Here is a 25656-nt window from a genome sequence, read left to right on the forward strand (position 1 = left end):
ATTTTTAAATTCTGAAAAAGCACCTTTTACAGGCTTAATTCTTCTGTTTTTTTAGGATTAATTTTTACAAATAGAAACAACAGAAGGCATCCGGCAGCGTAGCAAAGGATATCTACCCATGAAAAAGAATTTCCGATCACAATATACATCAGGCTTCCAGGACGGAAGCCTAGTTTTTCTGCAATCGTGAAATATTGGGCAACTTCAACGAGACATGAAAAAATAAAAATTCCCAGGATAAGCTTTTCATTATTCATCTTTACGAAGCTTTTAACAAATGTATACAGAAGCATCACGACGATAACATCTCCAAGATAAGCTCTTACAAAGAAAATATCAGCAAGCTTTGTAGCAATCAGGACTTCTACAAGGAATAGAAAAATGGTGAGAAGAAGATATTTCAGGTTGAATTGTAATTTCATTTCTATATGTCTATTTTGGCTAAAGCCATTTTATTTAAGCGGGCTAAAGCCCGCCTCTATTGAATTGGTCCCGCAAAAATAAGTTTTTCCGGCATAAAAAATCGGCATTCAAAGAACACCGATCAGTATAAATTCTAAAGCAAATATATTACTTCTTGACTTTGATTGTACATCCAATGGCTACCGTTTTGTTCATCTTTACAGGTTCGCCTTTAATATGAGATCAGCAGGTTTTAAATAAAGCTGAAAGTAGCTATACTGGGAACTTGAGAGAATCAGCAGGGTCTGCTCTGATTATTTTAATTCTTTCATTCCGAAATTCCATTGATAATTTTAACATTCTTTTTTAATCACAACTCATTGAATTATATGAAATTAAATGTAAATTAGCATACAACCAAATCAAAATTATTATGAAAAAATCAAATTTTCAACCCAAAAAGCTGACTAAAAAAGAACTTAAAAAAATTAGCGGCGGAGCAAGACCTGTCTGTCCAAGAGTGGTAAGCTGCATTGACCCTGCAACAGGTGACGAATTATATGGAGTATTCGGAGTTCAGGATGGATATTGCTGTTAAACCTCTCAACTAACCTATAATCCAGAATATATGAAAAATACAAACATCCAAAAAAGAAAGCTCACGAAAAAAGAGCTAAAGGAAATCAACGGAGGCGCTTCATGTGCTGAAGGCCTGTGTAAACTCAGAGGAGTACCCAGCCATTTCATGATCATTGGACCGAGAGGTAACGATGGATACTGCTGCTAGTTGTATTCAATTTTGTCAACAAAAAAAATGATTGGACTATCCTCCAATCATTTTTTTTATCGAATTAAGCTTCATTAAAGCTTCAATAGGTGTTAAAGTATTGATATCTATTTTGGTCAATTCTTCACGGATATTTTCCAAAACAGGATCATCAAGCTGGAAGAACGAAAGCTGCATATTTTCTTCCGTTACTCTTTTAATGCTTTCAGAAGTGCTGGTGGTCTGCGAACGGCTCGCTTCGAGGGTTTTCAGAATCTCATTAGCTCTGTTGACTACCTTTGCAGGCATTCCCGCCAGTTTTGCGACATGGATACCGAAACTATGCTCGCTGCCTCCCGGAACCAGCTTTCTTAAGAAGATGATGTTCCCTTTATTTTCCTGGATGGAAACGTGGAAGTTTTTCACCCTTTCAAAATTCACGGTCATTTCATTCAGCTCATGGTAATGCGTTGCAAACAATGTTTTTGCTTGCGTAGGATGCTGATGAAGGTATTCTGCGATGGCCCAAGCAATGGAAACCCCATCATAAGTAGACGTTCCACGACCGATCTCATCCAGAAGGATCAGGCTGCGTTCCGAAATATTATTCAGAATATTGGCTGCTTCGTTCATTTCTACCATGAAAGTAGATTCACCCGCTGAAATATTGTCGGTAGCCCCTACCCTTGTGAAAATTTTATCTAAAACCCCAATTTCAGCATATTTTGCAGGAACAAAACTTCCGATTTGAGCCAAAAGACACACAATTGCTGTCTGGCGAAGGATCGCCGATTTACCGGCCATGTTCGGTCCCGTTACCATGATGATTTGCTGTGAATCTTTATCTAAAAAGATGTCGTTCGGAATGTATTTTTCGCCTAAAGGAAGTGCGTTTTCAATAATCGGGTGTCTGGCTTCTTTTAAGTCTATCGCATAGCCCTGGTTTAGGACAGGCTTTGTATAGCTTTCAGAAACAGCAAGTTCCGACAATCCTGCCGCCACATCAAGCTGTGCGATAATATGGGAGTTTCCCTGAATCTGATCCATATAGACCATTGTTTCAGCACATACATTTCTGTATAGTTCGTTTTCCAGAACTCCTATTTTTTCTTCGGCACCGAGGATCTGGCTTTCATATTCTTTCAGCTCTTCGGTGATATAGCGTTCTGCATTCACGAGCGTCTGCTTTCTTAGCCACTCACCCGGAACTTTATCTTTATGGGCATTCCTTACTTCTATATAATATCCGAAAACATTATTAAAATCAATTTTAAGGCTTGAAATCCCCGTTCTTTCTATTTCTCTCTGGCACATTTCATCCAGAAAGCCTCGCCCTTTATTCTGAAGGTTTCTCAACCTGTCAAGTTCTTCGGATATGTTTGCTTTGATGACGTTTCCTTTTGAAATATTCACAGGAAGTTCTTCGTTCAGATGATTTTGTAAAAACTTGATCAATTCCTCCATATCAAAAAGCGGTTCCAGCCAGGCCAGAACATCGGCATGCGGATGAAGCAAAGCTTTTATCTGATGGATATTGATCAGACTCTGACGGAGATATCCCAATTCTTTTGGAGATATCTTTTCAGCGGCCAGTTTTCCCATCAGTCGGTCAAGATCCGAGATGGATTTCAACAGCTGGCAGATCTCGTATTTCAGATGATCATGTTCATTCAGGAAATCAATCAGAGAAAGTCTTCTCATAATCTCCTCCACCGATTTTAAAGGAAGAATAATCCTCCTTCTCAACAGTCTTCCCCCCATCGGGGTAGATGTTTTGTCGATAATATCCAGCAATGATTTTCCCTGTGGGTTGCTTGGATACACAATTTCCAGGTTTCTTAAGGTAAAATTATCCATCATCAGATAATCTTCCTGCGGAATGATCTGAAGTTTCGTGATATGAGCAAGCAGATTGTGATGAGTATCTTCTACCAGATAAGCGAAAATAGCGCCTGCAGCGGTAATCGCCAATGGAAGATTCTCAATCCCGAAACCTTTTAAAGAATTGGTTTTAAAATGAGATGTCAGTTTTTCGTAAGCAAAATTATACTGGAAAGCCCAGTCTTCAAGCTTAAAGGCGCTTTTATTTTTTAACTGTTCCGGCAACTGAACGCTTCTTTGATAAACAATTTCGCTAGGATCAAAAGTATTGATGATGTGCAGGATCTTTTCTAAATTTCCTTCACTTACTAAAAATTCACCTGTGGAAACATCCACCATGGCAATTCCGTACTTTTCCTTTTCTTTATGAAGGGAAAGCAGAAAGTTGTTCTTTTTTGAATTTAATACCTGATCATTGAACGTAACTCCAGGTGTCACAAGTTCTGTAACCCCTCTTTTTACGATTCCTTTGACCGTTTTTGGATCTTCAAGCTGATCACAGATCGCTACTCTCATGCCGGCCCTTACCAGTTTTGGCAAATAAGAATCTACCGAATGATGTGGAAATCCCGCCAGCTCTATATGCCCATCTCCATTGGCTCTTTTAGTAAGAACAATACCGAGGATCTGGGATGTTCTCACGGCATCCTGTCCAAAAGTTTCATAAAAGTCTCCCACCCGGAAAAGAAGCAGTGCATCAGGGTATTTTGCCTTAATGGTATTGTACTGCGTCATTAGCGGAGTTTCCTTCTTCGTTTTTGCCATAATAAAAAATGAGCCCCAAATTTAAATAAAATAAATTCAGGGTTGGGATTTGTGATACAATTAATCTCGCTTCCGGGAGCAAAAAAGGGCCTTATCTATTTCTGAATAAAATATTTATCGTATTTTTCAGTAAAATAAACTCTATGATCTACCCGGTTTTAGAAACTGAAAGACTTCTCTTAAGACAGCTGACTCCCGATGATGCAGAAGATCTCTTCGCCTATTTTTCTCTGGATGAAGTGATGGAATATTATGATCTGGAAACCTTCAAAACACTGAAGGATGCCCAAAATATCATCACTTATTTTAATGATGAATTCAAGAAAGGAAAAGGGTTCCGCTGGGCTCTGGAGCTGAAATCTGAAAAGAAGGTCATCGGAACATGCGGCTATCACAATTGGTATCCCGCCCATTCCCGGGCAGAAATCGGGTACGAACTGAATCCTCAATTCTGGAGAAATTCCTATATGAAAGAAGCCCTTCTTCCTATTTTGATATTCGGATTCGAAAGCATGAGGCTTCATCGTGTGGATGCCTTCATTGACCCCGGAAATATCTCATCTGAAAAGCTTTTACATTCATTAAACTTTAAAGAAGAAGGAATTCTCCGTGATTATTTTTTTGAGAAAGGAAGATTTGTAGATGCTAAAATTTTCGGACTTATTAATGAATAAAGATGGGAGATGGATGCCGGAAGATGGAAGTTTGGTGCTGAAAACGGAAACCCTATGAGATTGTCTCAATCGAACTATCCGTGTCAAGGTTTAGAACCTTGACACGGATCCCAACAGTAGCTTCCGGCCTCTTGCTTAAGACATCCAGATCTATTTCCTCTTCTTTTCAAATGCCTCTGTCCCTTTTTCATAAGCCCATTTCTGCTTGTAATTCACCCACTTAGATTTAAATAGCTTACGCAGAAGCTTATCGGTATACCTCATGATAAAAACGTGGTACATCATATTGGCAAAGACACCTGGTTTGTTAGGAAGCGCCCTTAGCGACATAGAAAATCCCGGTTCCAGATATCGGTTGAAATGCCAGAATGCCCCAGGAATAAATAGCGCATCCCCATGTTCCATGAAAATCTCGTATCCCTTAGCATATTGTAATGCCGGAAACTTTTCATAATCAGGGTTTTCATAGTCGATATCATAAACGGTATGAACAGAGAGCGGTACTTTATATAAGAAGGCAGATTGTTTCTGATCAAATAAAAGGATTCTCTTTTTCCCTTCGAAATGAATGTGAAGAAAATCTCCGAGATCTACATCGTAATGCATTAAAACATGAGCTTCACTTCCCCCGAAGAAAAGAGTTGGAAGTCGTTTAAAAAATTTGATCCCCAGATCCGGATACGTGAAATTTTTCAACAATTCCGGTAGCCTGTCTGTAATGATATAGAAAAAAATACGCAGATCTGAGGGACCGCTTTTTATCCTGTCAATATAATCCTTCATCTTCATGTTGGCCACCGGTGCATCTGAGCTTTTGGAAGCATCGGCAGGTTTATTATCATACAACGGCACGTCCTGATCACCTGCTTTTTCCCGGATGTAGGCAAGATTCCATTGGTCAAAAGCATCCCATCTGGCCGCGAAATTTTTAATCAAAAGTGGCTTATGTTTTTTGAAATAATTCTGTTGAAAATCTTCTTTACTGATATCGTGGACTACATCTACGTTTTCGAGGATCATCTTATTTTATTATTTAATACGAAATAAAAATAGTGTTTTTTTGAAATCTGTGAAAATTAAAAAATAGTATTGGAGCTTCGCGAGCCTGATTTAAACCACAAAAGAGACAAAAGATTTTAAACACTTTAATTATTAAGTTTAAAGTATTGAGAATAAGAAGCACACATAAGTTTAAAAATTAAAGATTTTATGAATAGATTTGAAACATTAAGCGATATTAAGTTTTTAAGATTATTAAGCTGAGCTTCGCTTTAAGAAACAGAGCTAAAAAATCTTTAGATTTTCTCTTAACTTTTCTTACCTCCTTCCATGCTCTTAATGTTTCAAAACTACTCATAATCATCTGGAAATCTGAGGTAAAAAAATGATAAGCCAGAGAAGAGCAAAAGATTTTTAAGAGACTTAATTATTTAGTCACTCTATATCTTGCCATAAGCCTCTTTACCCCTTTTGCCTTTTGCCTTTTTTAAACTTATTTTAAAGTTCCAGATAAAGCAGAGCTCAAATGAAAAAATTATATTTGTAGGACTAAGCGAATTTATGAGAGCCTACAACACCAAACATTTCCTGAAAATACTTTTCAGCATGCATAAAAGCGATACCATGAAGATCCTTTTTCCAACGATGATCCTTGTGGGCCTTTATTCATGGGGCATTCAGTATCTGGAAGTGGAATATCTTCATCTTACCACAAAATCCGGAGTGAGTAATGTTGGAATGATTCATTCTCTTTTGGGATTTGTACTTTCGCTACTGCTTGTTTTCAGAACTAATACAGCTTACGACAGATGGTGGGAAGGCAGAAAACTCTGGGGAAAACTGGTGAATGACACCCGAAATTTTGCAGTAAAAATCAATGCCATTTTAGGTGATGACCATCAAAATGCAGAACAGATCTCCAGATACTTAAAATATTTTCCCCATTTCCTTGCTAAACATTTGTCTAAGGAATCCACAAGGCTGGCTCTGGATGAGGATTATTCTGAAATTGAAAAATCTCTTAAACATCACGGTCCCAGCGAAATTGTTATTCTTTTGACCCATAAACTGAATCAGCTGAAGAAGGAAGGAAAGATTTCAGATATCGAAATGCTGTATCTGGATACTCAGCTTTCAGGATTTTTAGATGTTTGCGGAGGCTGCGAAAGAATTAAAAACACCCCTATTCCTTACTCTTATTCTTCATTTGTAAAGAAGTTTATCATTTTATATGTACTGGCGCTTCCCGTGGCCTATGTCATCACAATCGGACTTCTGATGATTCCGCTTACCGTATTTGTATATTATGTATTGATGAGTCTGGAGCTGATTGCTGAGGAAATTGAAGATCCTTTCAATAATGATGAAAATGACATTCCTATGGAAGCATTGGCACAGAGTATTGAAAAAAGTGTTCATCAGATCATGGGGTTGAAAAAATAAAAAATCAACCTTAAAGGCTGATTTCTTTTATTTCTCCGTCTTGTTTTATTTCGACAAATTTACTTTCCCTGTTGGCGGCAGAATATCCATAGAAAAAAGTCTGGTATATCGGGGAAGAATATAGATAACCTCCATATACATTATAAGCATCTGATCTTCCGGTCTGTTCCTGATAACTGCCTGTCGCCGTAAAGTTGACGATGGTTTCAATATAATACTTTCCAGGTTTCAATTTTTCAAACTTAAATCTTCCATAATCATCCGTTAACGCTTCCAGTTTATATTTAAAAGCATCTTCAGACATATATACCGTCGTTTTTTTGTTCTCATACTTTCTTCTCATACTGTAAAACTCATCAAAATAAGGGGTTACAGGAAAAAGCATGACTACAGTCCCTTTGGGAGCATAATGTTTTTCGCCAAGTAAGGGTTTAATTCCGAATTTGCCTTTCTGTTTTGTGGAAGCCACTCCTTCAATCGTAGAGTTCCCGAAACTAAGCATCTCACGCGCCATCTTTTTATCAAAAAAAGCCTGCGGATAATAAGTATTCTGTGCCTGTCCCCATATAAAAGCGAATACCAACAGCAGTAAAGTGGATATTTTTTTCATGTTAATATTTTTAATCAAATATAAGTATTTTGCTATTTTTGAAATAAAAATATCTATGAAATACTTTTTTCTGCTATTCATCGCTGCATCATCGTTGGCAATAGCACAAAAACCATGCGGATTTAAAGATGGACTTCAGGAAGGATCATGTAAAGCTTTCTATGATAACGGACAGACCAAACAGATTCTCGAATGGAGAAAAGGAAAAGTAGACGGCGATGCCGTTTACTATCACGAAAATGGAAAACTTCAGGCTAAAGGCGAGTATAAGAAAGATTTTAAGGTGAATGAATGGGTCTATTATGACAAAAATGGGATTCTTACCTCCAAAGAAGTGTTCAGAAATGGTGATAAAAATATTTATGACAACAGCTTTACAGCCACTTTTTATACCCCTTCCGGTGTAGTATCAGAAATTTCTAATTATAAATTCGCTAAATTACATGGTGAAAGCAAAGTCTTTTATGAAAACGGGAAGTCGGTAAAGCAGATCGGGCAATATGAGAACGGGTTGGCTGTCGGAAAATGGAAATCACTTTATCCATCGGGGAAAATACAGCGTGAAACAGAATTTGCCAACGACAAATGGAACGGAACCCGTGTTCATTACCGTGAAGACGGAAGCGTTGAAAAGACTGAGGTCTATAAAGACGGAAAATTAATCTCAACAAAATAAAACAATTGGTACAGAAACTAAAACTGGAAGAACTTAACAGAATTGATGTAGAAACATTTAAGAAGGTTGAGAAAATTCCATTGGTCATTATTTTAGATAACCTCAGAAGCATGCACAATGTAGGGGCCTCCTTCAGAACAGCTGATGCTTTTCTGATCGAAAAGATCATTCTTTGCGGGATCACTCCTCAGCCTCCACACCGTGAAATTCATAAAGCCGCACTTGGGGCTACAGAAAGTGTGGACTGGAGCCACGAAAGTGATATTAATGCGGCAATTAGCGATTATAAAAGCCGTGGATACGAGATCATTGGGATCGAGCAGACGACAAACAGCATGATGATTACAGATTTCAGCATTGACCACTCAAAAAAATATGCGTTGATTTTAGGAAATGAAGTGGAAGGAATCAGTGATGAAGCTCTTCCGAATATTGACACATTTCTTGAAATTCCACAGCTGGGAACAAAGCACTCTCTGAATGTAAGCGTATGTGGTGGAATTGTGATGTGGGAGTTTGCCAAAGCCCTAAAATAAAAAAACTGCATATGTCCTTAAAAGACAGTGCAGTTTGAAATAAATCTAATAAAAAGTAAAAATGAAAGGCGACAAAGATACTTTTTTTTTATTTACAAACAAATTTTAACATCATTTTTTTTATTTTTCATGAAAAAAAGTGATGTTCTGGGGAAAAGTTTCATTTAATTTTTTATAAATTAGCACAATGTTTATCAAGGAATATATCTCAAAAGACTTTCCGTGTTTTAGCCTCACTGACTCCATAGAATCAGCGAGAAATACATTAGAGGATTTTGGATATTCTCATATTTTCATCAAAAAATCCCACCACTTCTACGGAGCTATCGCAGAAGACTTTCTCTATGAAGGAGAAGGAACTTTGAAGGATCTTGAACATCAGATCGAACGTTTCGCTATTCTGGAAGACAATAATATCATGGACAGCATCCGCCTGTTCTACACTTTCAGTGCCAACGTGATCCCGGTGATCAACAAGAATGAAAAGTATCTGGGGTACATTACCTGCGAGGATGTTTTTCAGAATCTATCCCGTTACCCTCTGTTTTCAGAGACCGGGGCTATCCTTACGATAGAAACACCGGCGAGAAAATATTCGATGACGGAGATCGCCAATATTGTGGAAAGCAATAACTCGAAATTTTACGGTGGATTTATCTCTTTTATGTCAGATGAAGTGATTCATGTGACCATCAAGATCAGCAATGAAAATCTCTCCTCGATAGACGCTACTCTTGACCGATATGATTACAGAATTGTTGAGAAATACTATTCTGATGAGAAATCAGATCTGTTTAAGGACCGGTTCGGATTTTTCCAAAAATTCATAGAAATATAACATGAAGGCAGCCATATATTCTCAGAAAAAAGACCTCGATACTTTTTTATATTTAAGCAAGTTTATTTCAGAACTTGAAACCAGAGGCGTAAAATCTGTTCTGTACGATGAAATGGCTGAAGCGCTTCAGTTCTCAAAGATATTTGAAACATTCAACAACAAACAGGACCTTGTAGATAAGGAGGTAGACCTTTTCTTTACTTTTGGAGGTGATGGAACCATTGTGAATTCTCTGACCTTCATTGAAGACCTTGAGATCCCTATTGTAGGGGTGAATACAGGAAGATTAGGATTTCTGGCCAGCTTTACAAAAGAAGAAGCTTTCAAAGAACTTGACGCGATTTTAAAAGGAGACGTGAAAACAAGCCGCCGTGCAGTGATTGAGGTGGTTTCACCAAAATCCGGTGATTTTTTTCCCTATGCATTAAACGATGTTACCGTATCCAGAAAAGAAACAACCTCTATGATCACGGTAGATTCCTATATCAATGATGAATTTTTAAATGTTTTCTGGGGTGATGGTGTCATTGTTTCCACACCTACAGGGTCAACAGCCTATTCGTTAAGCTGTGGCGGACCAATTATTTCTCCGAACAACGAAAATTTTGTCATTACCCCTATCGCTCCCCACAACCTGAACGTGAGGCCTTTGGTGGTGAACGACAGAGTGGAAATCAAATTTAAAGTAGAAAGCAGAGTGCCACAGTATTCTCTTTCGCTGGACTCGAGATTGGTTCATATAGAAACCGACAAAGAAATTATCATCAAAAAGGCAGATTTCCAGATCCTTCTGGTGCAGCCTAATCATTTAAGTTTCTACGAAACGATCCGTCAGAAGCTGCTTTGGGGAAGGGATAAAAGAAATTAGTAATTCCTCAAAAATGATTACCTTTACAGGAATTTTAAAAACGCCTAATAATTTAAAATAAAAAGTAAAACATGAGCAGAATTTTTCCGGCAGGAGTTGCCACAGGTCAATTAGTTACCGATATTTTTCAGTATGCTAAAGAAAACAAATTTGCACTGCCTGCAGTCAATGTAATTGGTTCAAGCAACGTGAATGCTGTTATGGAAACTGCAGCGAAATTAAACTCTCCTGTAATTATTCAGTTTTCAAACGGCGGAGCTGCGTTCAACGCAGGAAAAGGATTAAACAATGATGGTCAGAAGGCAGCTATTTTAGGATCTATTGCCGGAGCCAAACATATTCATACTCTTGCAGAAGCTTACGGTGCGACTGTTATTTTACATACAGACCACTGTGCCAAGAAATTACTTCCTTGGATCGACGGATTATTAGATGCCAGTGAAGAGCATTACAAACAAACTGGAAAGTCTCTTTATTCTTCTCATATGCTGGATCTTTCTGAAGAATCTTTAGAAGAAAATCTTGAAATTTCAGCCAAATATTTTGAAAGAATGGCTAAAATGCAGATGACTTTGGAAGTTGAAATCGGAGTTACAGGTGGTGAAGAAGATGGGGTAGACAATTCTGATGTAGACAACTCTAAACTATACACTCAGCCTGAAGATATCGCTTATACTTACGAAAAATTAAAAGCTATTTCGGACAACTTTACCATTGCTGCTGCTTTCGGTAACGTGCACGGAGTTTACAAGCCAGGAAATGTGGTTCTTACTCCAAAAATCCTTGACAACTCTCAGAAATATGTTCAGGAGAAATTCGGAACTGCAGCGAAGCCGGTTAACTTCGTATTCCACGGGGGTTCTGGATCTACTTTAGAAGAGATCAGAGAAGCTATCGACTATGGAGTGATCAAAATGAATATCGACACAGACCTTCAGTTCGCTTATACAGAAGGGGTTAGAGATTACATGGTTAACAATATTGAATATTTAAGAGCCCAAATCGGAAACCCTGAAGGAGAAGAAAAACCTAACAAGAAATTCTACGATCCAAGAGTTTGGGTAAGAAAAGGGGAAGATACTTTCTCTACAAGACTGGTTAAAGCGTTTGAAGACTTAAATAACGTAAATACTTTAAAATAATTTTTTGTAAAAAGTAGAATGTATAAAGTACAGAGTAGATTTAATGCTTTTGTCTTTATACATTTTACCTTTTACATGATACATTAATACAGACAAAAAATGGCATTCGACTGGTTTAAAAGAAAAGCAAAAAACATTACTACCTCTACTGATGAAAAAAAGGATGTTCCCAAAGGCCTTTGGCATCAGACTCCATCAGGAAAAATAGTGGAGCATGATGAATTGAGAAGAAACAGCTACGTTTCTCCTGAAGACGGATTTCACGTAAGAATAGGAAGTGCGGAATTTTTTGAGATCCTTTTTGACGAAGGTAAATTCACTGAACTGGATGCCAATGTTGAAAGTATTGATATCTTAAACTTCAAGGATACAAAACCCTATAAAGACCGTTTAAAAGAAGTAAGAGCAAAAACAAAGCTTACAGATTCTATCAGAAATGCAGTAGGAACCGTAAAAGGAACTGAAATGGTAGTTTCATGTATGGATTTTGCTTTTATCGGGGGATCTTTAGGTTCTGTAATGGGAGAAAAAATCAGAAGAGCAGTAGATTACTGTATCGCAAACAAACTTCCGTACATGATCATCTGTCAGTCCGGAGGAGCGAGAATGCAGGAAGCAACTTACTCTCTGATGCAGCTTGCTAAAGTACAGGCTAAGCTTGCTCAGCTTTCTGAAGCAGGACTTCTTTACATCGCTTACCTTTGTGACCCTACTTTTGGAGGAATCACCGCTTCTTTTGCTATGACAGCAGATATTATCATGGCTGAGCCGGGAGCATTAATCGGTTTTGCAGGTCCAAGAGTAATTCGCGAAACCATCGGAAGAGATCTTCCGGAAGGCTTCCAGACTTCTGAATTCCTACAGGAAAAAGGATTTGTAGATTTCATCGTAAAAAGAACTGAAATTAAAGATACAGTAGCTAAAACAGTCAATTTATTGGCTGTAAACGCTTAAGATCTGTAACAAACACCATACAATCTCTCTCTAATTAGGGAGAGATTTTTATTTATGAGGACTTTCAAGATATTTTTTAATACCATCCGGAGTATGAGCCTGAAAAAGGTCATGCGCCTTTTATCGCTTCTTCTCCCCCATCCTCTTTTTGCATTATTAAGCTTTTATGCAACGGTACAGGCTTTTACTATTGCTCAGAAAAAGTTTCCTAAAACAGCCTCTAACGATGGTATTGGAAATGCTTTCAGGCATGCGCTGTGGTGCTGTTTCATCATGATGTATTGCTGTAAGGTGTCCTCTCCGGAAAAGGCACTGGATTTCTGCAAAAGAATAACCGATATGCATGAAGAATTGTTTCCTAATGAGCCTTTGGAAACCAAAATGGATCTTCACAATAACAAAATCGGAATGGATTATTTTATGGAACTGCTTCCGGGAATTCACCGCCAGTTTTTTGAGAAGAACTTTTTTATTGACAGTCTTGCTAAAAAGATGGATGATGCAAAGGTTTTGAAAAGTTTAGATGATGACTTTGAAGGGTATCTGGTTTATCTGGATGAAAAATAAATTTTGATTCTTAAAAAACCATTAAGACTTATTAAGTATTTAAGTTTAGTTAAGAAAAATCCTTCTGATTCGGTAAGAAACACGCTATTGGCTAACATGAATTCTTACTATTCTTACTTTCTTATTATTCCGTAATGGTTCAAAAAAATAAAAGTTTAAGCAGTTTTACATTTAATTTATTATCTTTTCTAAAATTTTAATTTAATCGAATGGTCCTTAGCAGAATTTGGTCGGCTTTCATTATCATTGCCATTGGCATTGCCAGTATTAAGTACATTTCGTCTGGCCACTACAAAACCATCTTCAATGATATGGTGGTAGGAAAAGGTGGTGACACGGTTCAGATCGCTTCACAGCCGATGAATGCACTTACTCCTATTGTCCGAGACAGTCTGAAGAAAAAAAATGATTTTGCAGACAGCAGGATCCATTATAAAACAGATTCTCTTAAACAGAATGTAAAAGTTTACAGAGTTCAGGAATCGGACGGTGTGATCGGTACTTCCGAAACGGCAGTTAAGATCTGTATCGGTCTAATTGGGATCATGACCTTATTCATGGGATTCATGAGTATTGCTGAAAAAGCAGGAGGGATCAACCTTTTGAGCCGATTTATACAACCTTTTTTCTCAAAGCTATTTCCTGATATTCCTAAAAACCATCCGGCTTTCGGGCATATGCTGATGAATTTCAGCGCGAATCTCCTGGGGCTGGACAATGCCGCTACCCCATTTGGTTTAAAAGCGATGGAAAGCCTTCAAACATTAAATCCGAATAAAGATACCGCAAGCAATTCGCAGATCATGTTTTTGTGCCTCCATGCAGGCGGAATGACGCTTATACCAGTCTCTATTATCGCTTTGAGGGCTTCCGCCGGATCCAAAAACCCTACGGATATCTTTCTTTATTGTATGATTGCCACTTTTGCAGCAACTTTAGCGGCTATGATCATCGTTTCAATCTATCAGAAAATCAACTTATTGAAACCAACTGTCATTGCATACATAGGCGGAGTCTCCGTAATGATTGGACTCCTTGTATGGTATCTGACAGGTCTTAGTAAGGGCGAATTGGATATTTTCAGCCAAGTTTTAAGTAACGGGCTTATTCTTTTTATTTTCTTGGCGATAGTCCTGGGAGCCGTTTATAAAAAAATCAATGTTTTTGATGCCTTTATTGAAGGAGCCAAGGAAGGATTTACAACTTGTGTTAAAATCATCCCTTATTTGGTAGGGATGCTGATTGCTATTTCACTACTGAGGACTTCAGGTGTTTTTGATGTAATCATTGACGGAATGAAATGGGTAGTGAATACAGCGGGTATGGATCCAAGATTTGTAGACGGGCTTCCGACTGCATTAATAAAGCCTCTTTCCGGTTCCGGAGCCAGAGGAATGATGGTTGACACCATGGCGACATTTGGACCAGACAGTTTTCAGGGGAAACTAGCAGCAGTTCTTCAAGGAAGCTCAGACACGACATTTTACGTCATTGCCGTTTATTTTGGAGCCATTGCCGTTAAGAATACGAGATATACGGTAGTTGCTATGCTTCTGGCAGATTTGGTGGGGGTTATTACTTCTATTGTGTTGGCATATTTGTTTTTTGCGTAATTTGTTATCAGTTGCTGAATGTATAATCAGATTCAAATGAAAAAACAGAACAATATCAACTCTTAGGAGGAAAAATAAATAACTTTATAAAATACGTCCAGTTAAACTGGCAACTAGCAAAATAAAATCAACTATGATCACAGATAAAGAATTCACATTAAGATTAATACGTCAGTTAACTCAAGCATTAGAAAAACTGATTTTGGACAAGCCTGAGGAAAGTTTAATGCAGAAAGAATTAGATTTTGACACTTTGATGAAGGATATTTTCAAAATAGATTTTACGGAAATTTCTTCAAAATCAAAAGGAGAAATCATCAGCATTGTGAATGAAAGACAGGAAAGAGACCACAAAGATTATTACGAAATGCTGGGAAACCTTTTCTATTTTCAAGGGAAGCAGGATGGTAATAAGGACTTTTTAGACAAGTCAAAAACGTTCTATGAGCTTTATCTGCAGACCAGCGGTATATTTGCGCTTCCGGTGATCAACAGGATCAATGAAATGAAAAAAGCACTTGAATAAAGTGCTTTTGTATTTTAGAATGTGATTTTATACGTTCCGGTGGAAGATGTACTTGCTTTCTCAGCTTTTACATACTTCTTCACCCAGGAGACTCCGGTAGATGAAATACAGGGATCTGATGTTCCTCCTGATCTTCTTGCGGAGACTACATTTCCAGCTTTGTCTACAGTATAGGCAATGGTAATGGTTCCACTTGCGGTACAACTATTGCTTGGCTGTGCACCTCCTCTTCCCATTGTTCCGGGAATATATCCTACCAGTTTTCGGTCAATTCCTACTTTACTGTCTCCGTTTCCGTCACCACCTAATGGATCTCCTGAATTTCCTATTCCCTCGCCTGTTCCCTGGCTCCCGGCTTTTGTTCCTCTTCCTCTGATCAGGTTTCCGATGGCTGCAGTTCCTTTTCCGTCGCCGTTTCCGGTTTTAGAGTTGGCTGTTGTTGCGCCTGCTTTTTTAGTACTCTTAGAGGCACTGGCACTTGCTGCCGCTTTATTATTTGTCTTTTTTGACTCTTCTTTTTTAGGAACGCTTATTTTAGCATTGTTTCCTGTAATCACCTTTTCCTTTACGTCCGCTTTCTTCGGCTCTGGTGTTGGTTCAGGCTTTACGACTGTTTTAGTTTCAGGAACAGGCGTTTCAGCAGGTTCAGGAGTTACTTCTTCTGTTGCAGCCGCTAAGCTCCCCGGTTGTTCAGCAGGTTCTTCAACCCCCTTCCCGTTTCTGTTATCCCCGTAGTTAACAAGCATTGTTGTGACTACTTCATCAGGCTGCTTATCTAATTCCGGTTTTAATTTATAAAGAAAAACAAAAAGCAATATTCCAGCCCAAATAAGGATCGAAAGTATAGCACTTTTTATCCTGTCTCTGTTTTGCTCGTTTTTGTTTATCGTGTAACTTTTCATTTTAAATGATTCTTTCCGACTGTTTCGGAGTCATTATTTATCTTTAACCGTTGCTATAGCAATATTAAATTTATTCTTTTCTGCGATTTCCATCACAAAAACAACATCTTTATGCATGGTATTTTCATCTGCACGAATGGTAAAAGACCTATTCGTTTGACCTGTTAATTTACTCACAATCAATGGCTCCAGTTGTTCTCTTGTGACAGGCGTGTCATCTACAAAATAAGATCCGTCCGGTTTGATACTCACCGTCAAAGGATTGGGAATATTATCTTCTACCGCTCCCGCTTTCGGTAACTTTACATCAATCGCACTTTGATTGGCGGCTGATGAAGTTATCATAAAGAATATCAGCATCAGCAAGATAACATCTGTCATCGCTGCCAAACTGAATTCGGGGTTCGCTTTATTTCTTCTCTGAATTTTCATAAGATTTATAAAGGTTTGTTGATAAGGTCTAAGAATTCTCCAGACATATTCTGCGCTTTTAATACAAATCTATCAATTCTGGTTAAGAGGATATTGTAGAAAAAGTTAGCTGGAATAGCTACAGCCAAACCTACCGCAGTCTGTCCCAAAGCCGTATAAATACCTTCAGAAAGTGTTTTCGGCGAGAATGAACCTGTTGCATGGGAAAGGTTGAAGAACGCAATGATCATCCCGATAACCGTTCCAAGAAGTCCCAGCATCGGAGCAATACTTGGTACCACTGCCAAAAGATTAAGATTCTTCTCCATATTGGCTACTTCTACCTGAGCCTGGGATTCCATGGCGCTTACAATATCCGAAACAGGACGTCCAAGTCTTGAAATTCCTTTTTCCAGAATTCTACCTTCCGGAGAGCTCTGTTTCTTAGCATAATCTGCCGCCGCTTCTATCTTTCCTTCTTTGATAAAATCTTCAATATTCTCCATGAAATTGGCGTCTGTTTTTGAGGTCAATCTTTTAATAAAGAAAAAACGTTCGAAAAACAGGTACAGTGAAAACACACCTAAAGCCAGAACGACAAACATCACTATTTTAGCGAAAGCCCCTCCATGGAACATGATCTTCCAAAATGAAAATTCTAAATCGTCTGTTGCAACTGCAGGAGCAGTAATCTGTGCAAATAAAATCTGAGTAAGTTCCGTTAACAGCATTAATGTGAATTTTTATAAAATTTTAACGACAAATGTAGTGGAATATTATGAATTGCTCTCTTAAAAATTGCTTAAAAACAACTTAAAATTTGTTATGATTTAGAAGACAGCAAATATCCTTCCAAAAGAAATTTTGAAAAGATATTCGATATAAAAAGGATGAGAAAACGGTTAGTCCTCCTCTATATTGATAGCATCCTGTTTAAATTCGCATTTTAACCGGAAAGGGATCGGTGTATCTGATCCTGTATAAAAATCGTCAATAGTCCCTTTCCAGATGACCTGAAGCTCACCTTCTTCATTAGTCTCAAACAGCAGCTCATTATCGTAGATAAAAGCGTCCTCGTCATCGAATAAATCAACTTCGGTGTAGGTTTCTTCCTCAGAGTCATCAATCTTAATCAATTTTCCTTCAATATCCTTCGAGTCGATAGGGAAATCAAAAATTTCAAGTGAAAGCTGCGGAAAGTTGTACTGTAATGAATCATCATCTACATGATCCAAGCTGTCATCCGTTACTATTTCAACTTCTAAAAAGTGCTGTTGATTGCTGTAGACCGCTTTACAATAAGTGTTTCTAATATTGTATTTTAGGGTCTCCTCCGGATGGTAAATTTTTAAAATCCCTTTCATTATTTCTTAAAAAAGAGCTGTAATAATATGATTGTTAAATGTTATGGACAAAGATAAAAAATTGATTCAAAGTTGAAAATATTTTGAAAATTATTTTTTTAAATCATTATGATTGATTATTCTGTATAAGCCAATAATACTTACTTTTGCTACATAAAGATTCTGAAAATGAAAAACATTTTATCAAAAGGTATTTTAGGACTGGGACTGGTTATCAGCCTCGCAGCCTGCAAAAAATCTGATTCTCCGCTGACGAAGGTGACCCCTACGAATATGGATTCTATTGCATCCAACTATTACGAGCAGTATCTGAAACTATATCCTTTAGAAGCTACTTCTCAGGGAGATACAAGGTATAATGACCAGCTTCCTATTAATATTGATAAAGATTTTATTTCAGGAGAGGTTGCCTTTTACAATTCTGTACAAAAACAGCTGGAAAGCGTTGATTATAAAGCCCTTTCAGATGATGACAAAGTTGTATATGATGTACTTGATTATACTTTAAAAGATAAAATTGAAGCCTACGCCTATCATCCGGAATATATTCCTTTTACTCAGTTTGGAGGACTTCCCCTGAACTTTCCCTTGTATGGAAGCGGAGAAGGAAGCCAGCCTTTCAAAACAGAAAAGGACTACATTGACTGGCTGAAAAGAATGGAAAAATTCCCGGAATGGATGAATGCGGCCTCAGAAAACTTCCGTGAAGGAATTAATAATAAGGTAGTTCTTCCCAAGAAACTGGTAGTGAAAATGATCCCTCAGATGAAAGCAGAAGAGATCACGACTACAGATATGGACAAAAATATCTTCTACGGGCCTATTAAAAAATTCCCTAAAAACTTTACAAAAGCTCAAAAAGATAAATATTCAGCTCTTTACGCAGATGCTATTACTAAAAAGATCATTCCTGCCTATACCAAAATGGGAGTATTTCTTGAGAAGGAATATCTTCCGAAAGCCAGAGACACGGATGGCTACAATAGCCTTCCCAATGGAAATGAAATCTACAGATATTACACCAAAAGCTGGACAACAACTAAGAAAACTCCTGAAGAGATCAATAAAATAGGTCTGCAGCAAGTAGCAATGCTTCGTGCAGAAATGGAAAAAGTAAAGCAGCAGGTAGGCTTTTCGGGAACACTTGAAGAGTTTATCAATTTTGTAAAAACAGATCCTAAAGCCATGCCTTATAAGACTTCCAAGGAGGTTCTGAATGGATTTAACAGCATTCTGGCAAAGATTACACCTAAGCTGAAGACAATGTTCAGCGTCACTCCAAAGACCAAATTTGAGATCAGGCAGACCGAAAAATTTAGGGAAGCGAGCGCCAGCGCAGAATATATTCAGGGAACTCCTGACGGAAAAAGGCCGGGAATATTTTATATGCCACTTCCGGATCCCGCCAAATTCAATGTAACTTCTGGAATGGAGTCTCTTTTCCTTCATGAGGCTATTCCGGGACATCATTATCAGGTATCTCTTCAGCAGGAGAACACGAAGCTTCCTAAATTCATGAGGTTCGGATGGTTCGGAGCTTATGGAGAAGGTTGGGCGCACTATTGTGAAACTTTAGGGCCTGAGTTTGGACTTTATACAGATCCTTATCAGAAGATGGGTTATTTGAGTGATCAGATGCTGAGAGCGGTAAGATTGGTTGTGGATACCGGAATTCATACCGGAACGATGACCAGAGAGGAAGCAATCAAATATTTCCTGAGCAATATTTCTTATGATGAAGCCAGCGCAACTGCAGAGGTGGAAAGATATATGGCGATGCCGGGACAGGCTTTAGGCTACAAAATCGGATCGCTGAGAATCCGTGAGCTTAGAGAACAGTACCAGAAAGAGCTTGGAAAGAAGTTTAATTTAGCAAGCTTCCATGATGAAATCTTAAGCCAGGGATGTCTTCCGCTTGATGTTTTAAACAGAAAGATGGATCTGTGGGCTAAGAAACAGAAATAGAATTATTTTAAAAAATAAAAAACAGTACGAGATGGGATCATTAATTTTAATGTCCCATCTTTTTATTTAATTTTGAACGTCCTCTTTTTGAAAACCGGGTAAGGAAGCTCCAATTAATTTAAACCAATTAAAATGATCATAGAAAGCCTAAGATCTCTCTACAACAGAGATTTAAATAAACTAAAAACAGAAATAGAATCCTACAGGAATGAAAGTTCTATCTGGAAAACAGACAAAAACATCGCTAACTCAGCAGGAAACCTTTGTCTGCATCTGGTTGGAAATCTCAATACTTATTTTGGGACAGAGCTTGGTAATACCGGCTACATCAGAAACAGAGAGCTGGAATTTTCATTAAAAGATGTTCCAAGAACTGAACTTATTGAAAAGGTAGTGGCAACAATATCTATGATAGATGATGTCCTTAGCCGTCTGACACCTGAAGATCTTGAAAAAGAATATCCTCTCGTTATTTTTGAAGATAAAATGACCACGGGATACTTTTTAATTCATTTGATTACCCATCTGGATTATCATCTGGGACAGATCAATTATCATAGAAGGCTTTTGGATATTTAATTTTTTTATTAACCCCTACAATATGAGTCAAAAGGTAACATTTATTTTTCTTTTCCTTTCCTTGGTTAGCCTACATTCCCAAGACTTAAAAAGGTTAAATACAATTGATTCTCTACAAACTGCAGAGGAAATTCAGGAGTTTATGAGTGAAAAACAAATTCCCTATTATGTCTCTGTCACTGAAAACATTAAATATGGTTCCTATTGTAAAGATATTGCAGACAGTTTTAAGTTGAACCCTTGGGAAAAAGGAGATTTTGATGGAAACGGTCTAACAGATATCATTATAACCGGCAATACACGAGAAAGTCCTGGGACAATTTGTATACTAGACAAAGGAAACGAGTTTGAAACAAAGAAAATAAGCAAGGGTAATTTATATGAAATATGTGCCTTTGCCAATGTAAAAGACAATAAAATAGAATATAAAAGCATTAAATTACAGAAATATAACACAGACAATCCATTAGAAACCGACCTTCTTGTTTATAAATTTGGGGAATTCATAGAAGAGAATGTCCAGCCTAAAAGACATCATATTCTGGAGATAGAATTTCGGGCCACTGGATGTTATGGAAGATGTCCCTCTTTTACATTAAATATCGTCTCCAACCGGAATATTGAATGGACCGCTGACCAATACAATGACATTGGCTTCCGGGATTATTCGGGCGAATACGAATCAAAGCTGTCTGAAAATCAATTTAAAGAGCTCATAGAAGTACTGAATTATACTGATTTTGAAAATCTGAATGAAGAGTACGACGTAGCCTATACAGATAGCACAACAGGATATCTGAAAATAACCTATGATGATATGAAAGTCAAAACCATCAGAGATTATGGCATGATGGGAACAAGAGCTCTGAGAAAGCTTTATGATATACTTTTTGGCCTGAGAGGTACCGTAGAATGGAGAAAACAATAACATTCCCTATATTTTACACCTAACTACCCCGTCTTTTTGCTGCGCAAAAATCCACCCCTTTAGCTAAGGGGGAATGGGAATCGCTAAAATTCAATTATTTTTCAAACATCATTTTCGTAATAAAATCCTTCTCTCCTTTTCCTCTGGCTGGCGAATATTCTCTTCCGTAGAAAATGATCTGAAGGTGAAGCTTGTTCCATACCTCTTCAGGAAATATTGCCTTAGCATCTTTTTCTGTTTCTACAACGTTTTTTCCTGAAGTAAGCTTCCATTGTGTCATCAGTCTGTGAATATGTGTATCGACCGGAAAAGCAGGAAAACCGAAGGCCTGGCTCATCACCACAGAAGCGGTTTTGTGACCTACTCCGGGAAGTGCTTCCAATTCTTCATACGTTTGGGGAACAATACCGTTGTGCCTTTCCAGTAAAAGTTCAGCCATTCTTTTAAGGTTTTTTGCTTTTGTATTGGATAATCCTATTTCTTTGATCAGTTCTTTAATTTCAAACTCCTCCAGTCTGGCCATTCTTTGCGGAGTTCCGGCCACCTCAAAAAGATGGGGAGTCACCTGATTCACTTTTTTGTCGGTCGTCTGGGCAGAAAGGGCTACTGCAACCATTAAAGTATATGGATCTGTATGATCTAACGGGATAGGTGTGGTAGGGTATAATTTCTCCAGTTCTTTCTGAACGAGCTCAGCTCTTTGCTTTTTTGTCATTTAACCATTAAATTTGAACAAAATTAATTCATTATGCTGAAAGTTGGAGATAAATTACCTGAATTTGAAGGAACCAATCAGGACGGCGAAACAATAGCCTCATCAAAGTTGATCGGAAAGAAACTCGTCGTTTTCTTTTATCCTCAAGCCAATACGCCTACGTGTACTGTAGAAGCCTGCAACCTGAGCGATAATTATTCGAAACTTAAGAAAGAAGGGTTTCAGCTGCTTGGCGTAAGTGGAGACGGAGTAAAGAAGCAGAAAAATTTCCACAGTAAATTTGCTTTTCCGTATGACCTTATTGCTGATGAAAGCCACGATGTCATCGAAAAATTTGGAGTTTGGCAGGAAAAGAAAACATTCGGAAAAACGTATATGGGAATTGTACGGACCACGTTTATTTTTGACGAGCACGGAATCTGTACAAGAGTCATAGAGAAAGTTACTTCAAAAACGGCCGCTGACCAGATTCTGGAAGAATAGCTGAAGGGTTTGGAAGCTGGAAGAGGGATGATGGAAGTATTATTGGACCCTATTTAAAAAGTCATCGTAGAATTTGATGACATCACTTAAAAAAATTAATAAAGCTTGTGATGCAGTTATGCTTCAGATCTCAATAACTTCCCTCTTCCAGCTTCAGACTTCCTGACATTAAAATCTATTCGGTTTCGTAGTACATCAGCTCTTCATCATCATCCGGAAGCGTCACATAATTTTTGAATGAAAGTCCCAGTTTTTCAATAAGATTCTGAGACGAGAAGTTATCTTTTGAAGTAATGGCAGAGATCTTTGTTAAACCAAAAAGGTCCATCCCGATAGATTTCACCTTCTGAGCAGCTTCAAAAGCATATCCTTTCCCTTCATATTCTTCCAGCAAGGAAAATCCTATATCCGCTACATCAAGGCCTTCTCTTTCAAAGATGCCTACTGCTCCAATTTTTTCACCTTTATCTTTTGCAACCACTAAATAGTTTCCAAAACCTAGTCTGTCAAATTGGGGAAGAAACCTGTTTTTGATATAGTTTTCTGCGTCAGAAATATTATTTACACCACGATTGCCTATGTATTTAATAAACTTTGGTCTGTTGTAAAGTTCAAATACAAATTCTTTATCATCCACTGATATTTTTTGGATAATCAGCCTTTCGGTTTCGTAAATGTTATTTTCGTTGGGTAGATTTTTTAGGCTCATCTTTGGGTTCTACTTTTTTCTGGATTTTTAAAAGCCTTGGATTATTGGCGCACTTTTTATTGTAAAGTTCTATGTAAGTTCCGTTATCTTTCACCTTGGAAACAACCCCTGAAGACTTGCTTACCGTCAGGGTATAATGTGTTTTCTGGTAAGGACATTCTTTTGAGGTGAGTTTTCCCAGATCCAGATAATAGTTGGCAGAATCTTCATAATAATTGCCAGCAACATCCTTGAATTCCTCATCGACCATGTATCCATCTGTAGTCAAAATAATAGCTGCTTCTTCTGCGTTGTCGATTTTTCCAACGAATTTCTTCAGACCTTCAAGATCTGTAATATAATTCATCTTCCCTCCGGTAGCATAAACGATATAATAAAAGCTATCCTCGTCAGGAAATAAATTAAAGCCGGAAAATTGCGGGGTGTAGTCTTTTTTGTCCCCTGAAGTTCTGATCTCTTGGTTTTTTCCGTAGCTGTTATAAACCAGCACCCAAGAATCTATCCTGTCATTTGGGATGATCTGCTGTAAAATGTTCGGGATATTGGAAAAATTCTTCTTGTCCTGAGAATATCCGAGGAATCCCCAAAGCAGAAACAGAAGAATGGTTAATCGTATTGCAGTTTTTATCATAATTCAAAAATCAGCAGAAAGATACCAATTATTTTACATGAATTTATCTCCTTTCTTGAAACTTTTCAGGTCAAGAACATAGTCTTTGATCAGCTGGTCATTGTTTCTGGGACAGATCAGCAATGCTTTATCTGTATCTACCACAATAAAATCTTCAAGCCCGTCAATGATCACCGCTTTATTATTATTCTTCAGGCGGATAATATTTCCTTTAGAATTATAGTTTAGGAAATGCTTGAGTTTAACCGCATTTCCGTCATTATCTTTTTCTGTATTTTCGTATACGGAAGTCCAGGTTCCCAGGTCACTCCAACCCAGATCTGAAGGAATTACATATACATTTTTTGCTTTTTCAAGAATCCCATTATCAATAGAGATCTTCTGAACCTTCGGGTAAATGGTCTCAATACAGCTATCTTCCTTTTCAGAATTGTATTCGCAGGCCATGAAGTGTTGCATCATCTCGGGAAGATATAGCTCAAATGCGTGATGAATGCTTTTCACATTCCAGATAAATATTCCTGCATTCCAAAGGAAATCCCCACTTTCCAAAAAGCTCTGGGCAATCTCCAGAATAGGTTTTTCCGTAAAGGTTTTTACTTTAAAAAAATCTGAACCTTTCTTTTCTACAAACTGGATATATCCGTATCCTGTATCAGGTCTAGTAGGTGTAATTCCCAGAGTTACCAGATAATCATGTTTTGCCGCCAGATCAAAAGCCAGCTCTACTTTTTCAAGGAAAATATCTTCTTTTAGTATCAAATGATCTGCCGGAAGGACGATCATTGTTGCATTCGGATTAATTTCAGCAATCTTGTTGGCCATGTACAGATTACAGGCCGCTGTATTTTTCATCAGAGGTTCCCCCACAATATTCTCTTCAGGAATTTCCGGAAGCTGCTGGTGCGAAAGCGCGACGTATTCTTTATTCGTGATCACGAATATTTGTTCTTTAGGAATAATCCGGCTGATTCTGTCATAAGTCTGCTGAATCATTGTACGCCCTGTCCCTAAAATATCCTGAAACTGTTTTGGAAATTTCTGTGTACTCATTGGCCAGAACCGACTCCCGATTCCTCCCGCCATGATGACACAGTATCTATCTGATTTTAACATTCTTGCCTACATTTTTCAACCCTTGCCAAAGGCTTGAAAGAATACTTCCTTCCCGTAGCCAGGTTCTTACAAAGATAGTTTTTTTTAATCAGACCTTCTAATAAATACTTTTCGTTCCGATACATAAAAAATTCTCCTTTTTTTAGTTCTTCAATAAAGTGCAGCGTATCATCTTGTTTCTCAGTATGAAAATATCTTACAAGATCCGGACTTGCCATAAAATTGGCTTTTGGAGATTTTGAAAATCTGATGATAATGGGCTTCAGATCCTCATCGTAGACCTCCAGACTTTCGAGAAGCATGTTTCTAAATGTTTCCTTCCATTCATTCCCGTGCGGCGATATTCTGCGCCCATATTTTTCAAAAGCGATCAGATGGGCTAGTTCATGCGTCAGAACAAAGAAAAAAAGCGGCGGTGTCAATGTTGAATTCACCGTTATTTCATGGGACCCATCAGGTAGTTTTCTGTAATCTCCCAGTTTAGAATTTCGACTGCGTGTAACTTTTATGTGAATAAAATGATCTGCAAACCAAACTCTTAAGTATTTCAGTGTATTTTGAGGTAAATATTTTTCTAAAGACTGGATAGGCAT

30 protein-coding genes are annotated in these 25656 nt (G+C 37.8%); 17 read left to right on the forward strand and 13 right to left on the reverse strand.

The genetic code is table 11. The features are described 5' to 3' along the window. Positions 1-26: 26 nt before the first annotated feature. Positions 27-422 (reverse strand): ribosomal maturation YjgA family protein, encoded by a 396-nt coding sequence (locus NZD88_RS14005; protein WP_259829968.1) that lies wholly within the window; start codon positions 420-422, stop codon positions 27-29. Positions 423-835: 413 nt separating this feature from the next. Here NZD88_RS14005 and NZD88_RS14010 point away from each other — a divergent pair, with 413 nt between their 5' ends. Beyond that, positions 836-1000, forward strand: a complete 165-nt coding sequence (locus tag NZD88_RS14010; RefSeq protein ID WP_259829969.1) for a bacteriocin — start codon at positions 836-838, stop codon at positions 998-1000. Positions 1001-1030: 30 nt separating this feature from the next. Then, positions 1031-1189 carry a bacteriocin gene (locus NZD88_RS14015; protein WP_259829971.1) on the forward strand — a complete coding sequence of 53 codons (159 nt, stop codon included), beginning with the start codon at positions 1031-1033 and terminating at the stop codon, positions 1187-1189. A gap of 36 nt (positions 1190-1225) precedes the next feature. Here the strand turns inward: NZD88_RS14015 and mutS are convergent, their stop codons facing one another. Then, positions 1226-3814, reverse strand: coding sequence for a DNA mismatch repair protein MutS (mutS, locus tag NZD88_RS14020; RefSeq protein ID WP_259829973.1), 2589 nt, complete (start codon positions 3812-3814; stop codon positions 1226-1228). A gap of 143 nt (positions 3815-3957) precedes the next feature. Between mutS and NZD88_RS14025 the strand changes: the two genes are divergently transcribed. Then, complete coding sequence (locus NZD88_RS14025; RefSeq protein ID WP_259829974.1) at positions 3958-4488, forward strand: GNAT family N-acetyltransferase; 531 nt, start codon at positions 3958-3960, stop codon at positions 4486-4488. 150 nt (positions 4489-4638) lie between these two features. On the opposite strand, the gene NZD88_RS14030 is transcribed toward NZD88_RS14025, so the two are convergent. Continuing rightward, on the reverse strand, positions 4639-5508 hold the full coding sequence (locus NZD88_RS14030; protein ID WP_259829976.1) for a cupin-like domain-containing protein: 870 nt from the start codon (positions 5506-5508) through the stop codon (positions 4639-4641). 540 nt (positions 5509-6048) lie between these two features. On the opposite strand from NZD88_RS14030, the gene NZD88_RS14035 reads away from it, so the two are divergent. Then, positions 6049-6930, forward strand: coding sequence for a bestrophin family protein (locus tag NZD88_RS14035; protein WP_259829977.1), 882 nt, complete (start codon positions 6049-6051; stop codon positions 6928-6930). Positions 6931-6940: 10 nt separating this feature from the next. Here the strand turns inward: NZD88_RS14035 and NZD88_RS14040 are convergent, their stop codons facing one another. After that, positions 6941-7540 carry a hypothetical protein gene (locus NZD88_RS14040; protein WP_259829978.1) on the reverse strand — a complete coding sequence of 200 codons (600 nt, stop codon included), beginning with the start codon at positions 7538-7540 and terminating at the stop codon, positions 6941-6943. A gap of 55 nt (positions 7541-7595) precedes the next feature. Between NZD88_RS14040 and NZD88_RS14045 the strand changes: the two genes are divergently transcribed. From NZD88_RS14045 to NZD88_RS14085, 9 genes are all read left to right on the forward strand, one after another. Next, positions 7596-8216 (forward strand): toxin-antitoxin system YwqK family antitoxin, encoded by a 621-nt coding sequence (locus tag NZD88_RS14045; RefSeq protein WP_259829979.1) that lies wholly within the window; start codon positions 7596-7598, stop codon positions 8214-8216. 5 nt (positions 8217-8221) lie between these two features. Beyond that, positions 8222-8752, forward strand: coding sequence for an RNA methyltransferase (locus tag NZD88_RS14050; protein ID WP_259829980.1), 531 nt, complete (start codon positions 8222-8224; stop codon positions 8750-8752). Positions 8753-8939: 187 nt separating this feature from the next. Then, on the forward strand, positions 8940-9590 hold the full coding sequence (locus NZD88_RS14055; RefSeq protein ID WP_169233507.1) for a CBS domain-containing protein: 651 nt from the start codon (positions 8940-8942) through the stop codon (positions 9588-9590). A gap of 1 nt (position 9591) precedes the next feature. Beyond that, positions 9592-10458 (forward strand): NAD kinase, encoded by an 867-nt coding sequence (locus NZD88_RS14060; RefSeq protein ID WP_169233506.1) that lies wholly within the window; start codon positions 9592-9594, stop codon positions 10456-10458. A 71-nt stretch (positions 10459-10529) separates the two neighbouring features. Then, complete coding sequence (gene fbaA, locus NZD88_RS14065; RefSeq protein ID WP_169233505.1) at positions 10530-11600, forward strand: class II fructose-bisphosphate aldolase; 1071 nt, start codon at positions 10530-10532, stop codon at positions 11598-11600. 99 nt (positions 11601-11699) lie between these two features. Further along, on the forward strand, positions 11700-12554 hold the full coding sequence (gene accD, locus NZD88_RS14070; protein ID WP_034739627.1) for an acetyl-CoA carboxylase, carboxyltransferase subunit beta: 855 nt from the start codon (positions 11700-11702) through the stop codon (positions 12552-12554). Between the two features lie 54 nt (positions 12555-12608). Next, positions 12609-13121, forward strand: coding sequence for a DUF6973 domain-containing protein (locus tag NZD88_RS14075; RefSeq protein ID WP_259829982.1), 513 nt, complete (start codon positions 12609-12611; stop codon positions 13119-13121). A gap of 209 nt (positions 13122-13330) precedes the next feature. Then, on the forward strand, positions 13331-14734 hold the full coding sequence (locus NZD88_RS14080; RefSeq protein ID WP_259829983.1) for a nucleoside recognition domain-containing protein: 1404 nt from the start codon (positions 13331-13333) through the stop codon (positions 14732-14734). A gap of 133 nt (positions 14735-14867) precedes the next feature. Further along, positions 14868-15260, forward strand: a complete 393-nt coding sequence (locus NZD88_RS14085; protein WP_259829984.1) for a hypothetical protein — start codon at positions 14868-14870, stop codon at positions 15258-15260. Between the two features lie 14 nt (positions 15261-15274). Here NZD88_RS14085 and NZD88_RS14090 read toward each other — a convergent pair whose 3' ends face one another. The 4 genes from NZD88_RS14090 to NZD88_RS14105 form a co-directional block, all read right to left on the reverse strand. Next, positions 15275-16162, reverse strand: a complete 888-nt coding sequence (locus NZD88_RS14090; RefSeq protein WP_259829985.1) for a ferric siderophore ABC transporter substrate-binding protein — start codon at positions 16160-16162, stop codon at positions 15275-15277. Between the two features lie 33 nt (positions 16163-16195). Then, positions 16196-16594 (reverse strand): ExbD/TolR family protein, encoded by a 399-nt coding sequence (locus NZD88_RS14095; protein WP_259829986.1) that lies wholly within the window; start codon positions 16592-16594, stop codon positions 16196-16198. 5 nt (positions 16595-16599) lie between these two features. Then, positions 16600-17304 (reverse strand): MotA/TolQ/ExbB proton channel family protein, encoded by a 705-nt coding sequence (locus NZD88_RS14100; RefSeq protein WP_259829988.1) that lies wholly within the window; start codon positions 17302-17304, stop codon positions 16600-16602. A 171-nt stretch (positions 17305-17475) separates the two neighbouring features. After that, positions 17476-17937, reverse strand: coding sequence for a hypothetical protein (locus NZD88_RS14105; protein WP_259829989.1), 462 nt, complete (start codon positions 17935-17937; stop codon positions 17476-17478). 168 nt (positions 17938-18105) lie between these two features. On the opposite strand from NZD88_RS14105, the gene NZD88_RS14110 reads away from it, so the two are divergent. The 3 genes from NZD88_RS14110 (at position 18106) to NZD88_RS14120 (ending at position 21409) form a co-directional block, all read left to right on the forward strand. Beyond that, positions 18106-19902 (forward strand): DUF885 domain-containing protein, encoded by a 1797-nt coding sequence (locus NZD88_RS14110; RefSeq protein ID WP_259829990.1) that lies wholly within the window; start codon positions 18106-18108, stop codon positions 19900-19902. A 132-nt stretch (positions 19903-20034) separates the two neighbouring features. After that, on the forward strand, positions 20035-20481 hold the full coding sequence (locus NZD88_RS14115) for a DinB family protein (protein ID WP_259829992.1): 447 nt from the start codon (positions 20035-20037) through the stop codon (positions 20479-20481). A 142-nt stretch (positions 20482-20623) separates the two neighbouring features. Next, on the forward strand, positions 20624-21409 hold the full coding sequence (locus NZD88_RS14120) for a DUF6438 domain-containing protein (protein ID WP_259829994.1): 786 nt from the start codon (positions 20624-20626) through the stop codon (positions 21407-21409). 94 nt (positions 21410-21503) lie between these two features. Here NZD88_RS14120 and nth read toward each other — a convergent pair whose 3' ends face one another. Beyond that, positions 21504-22124, reverse strand: coding sequence for an endonuclease III (gene nth, locus NZD88_RS14125; protein WP_169233495.1), 621 nt, complete (start codon positions 22122-22124; stop codon positions 21504-21506). A gap of 33 nt (positions 22125-22157) precedes the next feature. On the opposite strand from nth, the gene bcp reads away from it, so the two are divergent. Then, a complete protein-coding gene (gene bcp, locus NZD88_RS14130; protein ID WP_259829996.1) occupies positions 22158-22607 on the forward strand; it encodes a thioredoxin-dependent thiol peroxidase in 450 nt (149 codons plus the stop codon). Positions 22608-22782: 175 nt separating this feature from the next. Here the strand turns inward: bcp and NZD88_RS14135 are convergent, their stop codons facing one another. The 4 genes from NZD88_RS14135 to NZD88_RS14150 are packed head-to-tail and all read right to left on the reverse strand — an operon-like array spanning position 22783 to position 25656. Beyond that, positions 22783-23316 carry a GNAT family N-acetyltransferase gene (locus tag NZD88_RS14135; RefSeq protein WP_259829998.1) on the reverse strand — a complete coding sequence of 178 codons (534 nt, stop codon included), beginning with the start codon at positions 23314-23316 and terminating at the stop codon, positions 22783-22785. Continuing rightward, positions 23285-23947 carry a hypothetical protein gene (locus tag NZD88_RS14140; protein WP_259829999.1) on the reverse strand — a complete coding sequence of 221 codons (663 nt, stop codon included), beginning with the start codon at positions 23945-23947 and terminating at the stop codon, positions 23285-23287. The genes NZD88_RS14135 and NZD88_RS14140 overlap by 32 nt, the downstream gene beginning before the upstream one ends. Before the next feature lie 33 nt (positions 23948-23980). Beyond that, positions 23981-25063, reverse strand: coding sequence for a mannose-1-phosphate guanylyltransferase (locus NZD88_RS14145; protein ID WP_228464602.1), 1083 nt, complete (start codon positions 25061-25063; stop codon positions 23981-23983). Then, the gene (locus NZD88_RS14150; RefSeq protein ID WP_259830001.1) at positions 25057-25656 is read right to left on the reverse strand and encodes a SprT-like domain-containing protein; all 600 of its coding nucleotides are present in this window, start codon (positions 25654-25656) and stop codon (positions 25057-25059) included. The genes NZD88_RS14145 and NZD88_RS14150 overlap by 7 nt, the downstream gene beginning before the upstream one ends.

Source organism: Chryseobacterium pyrolae (assembly GCF_025153485.1).
Classification (GTDB): domain Bacteria; phylum Bacteroidota; class Bacteroidia; order Flavobacteriales; family Weeksellaceae; genus Chryseobacterium; species Chryseobacterium antibioticum.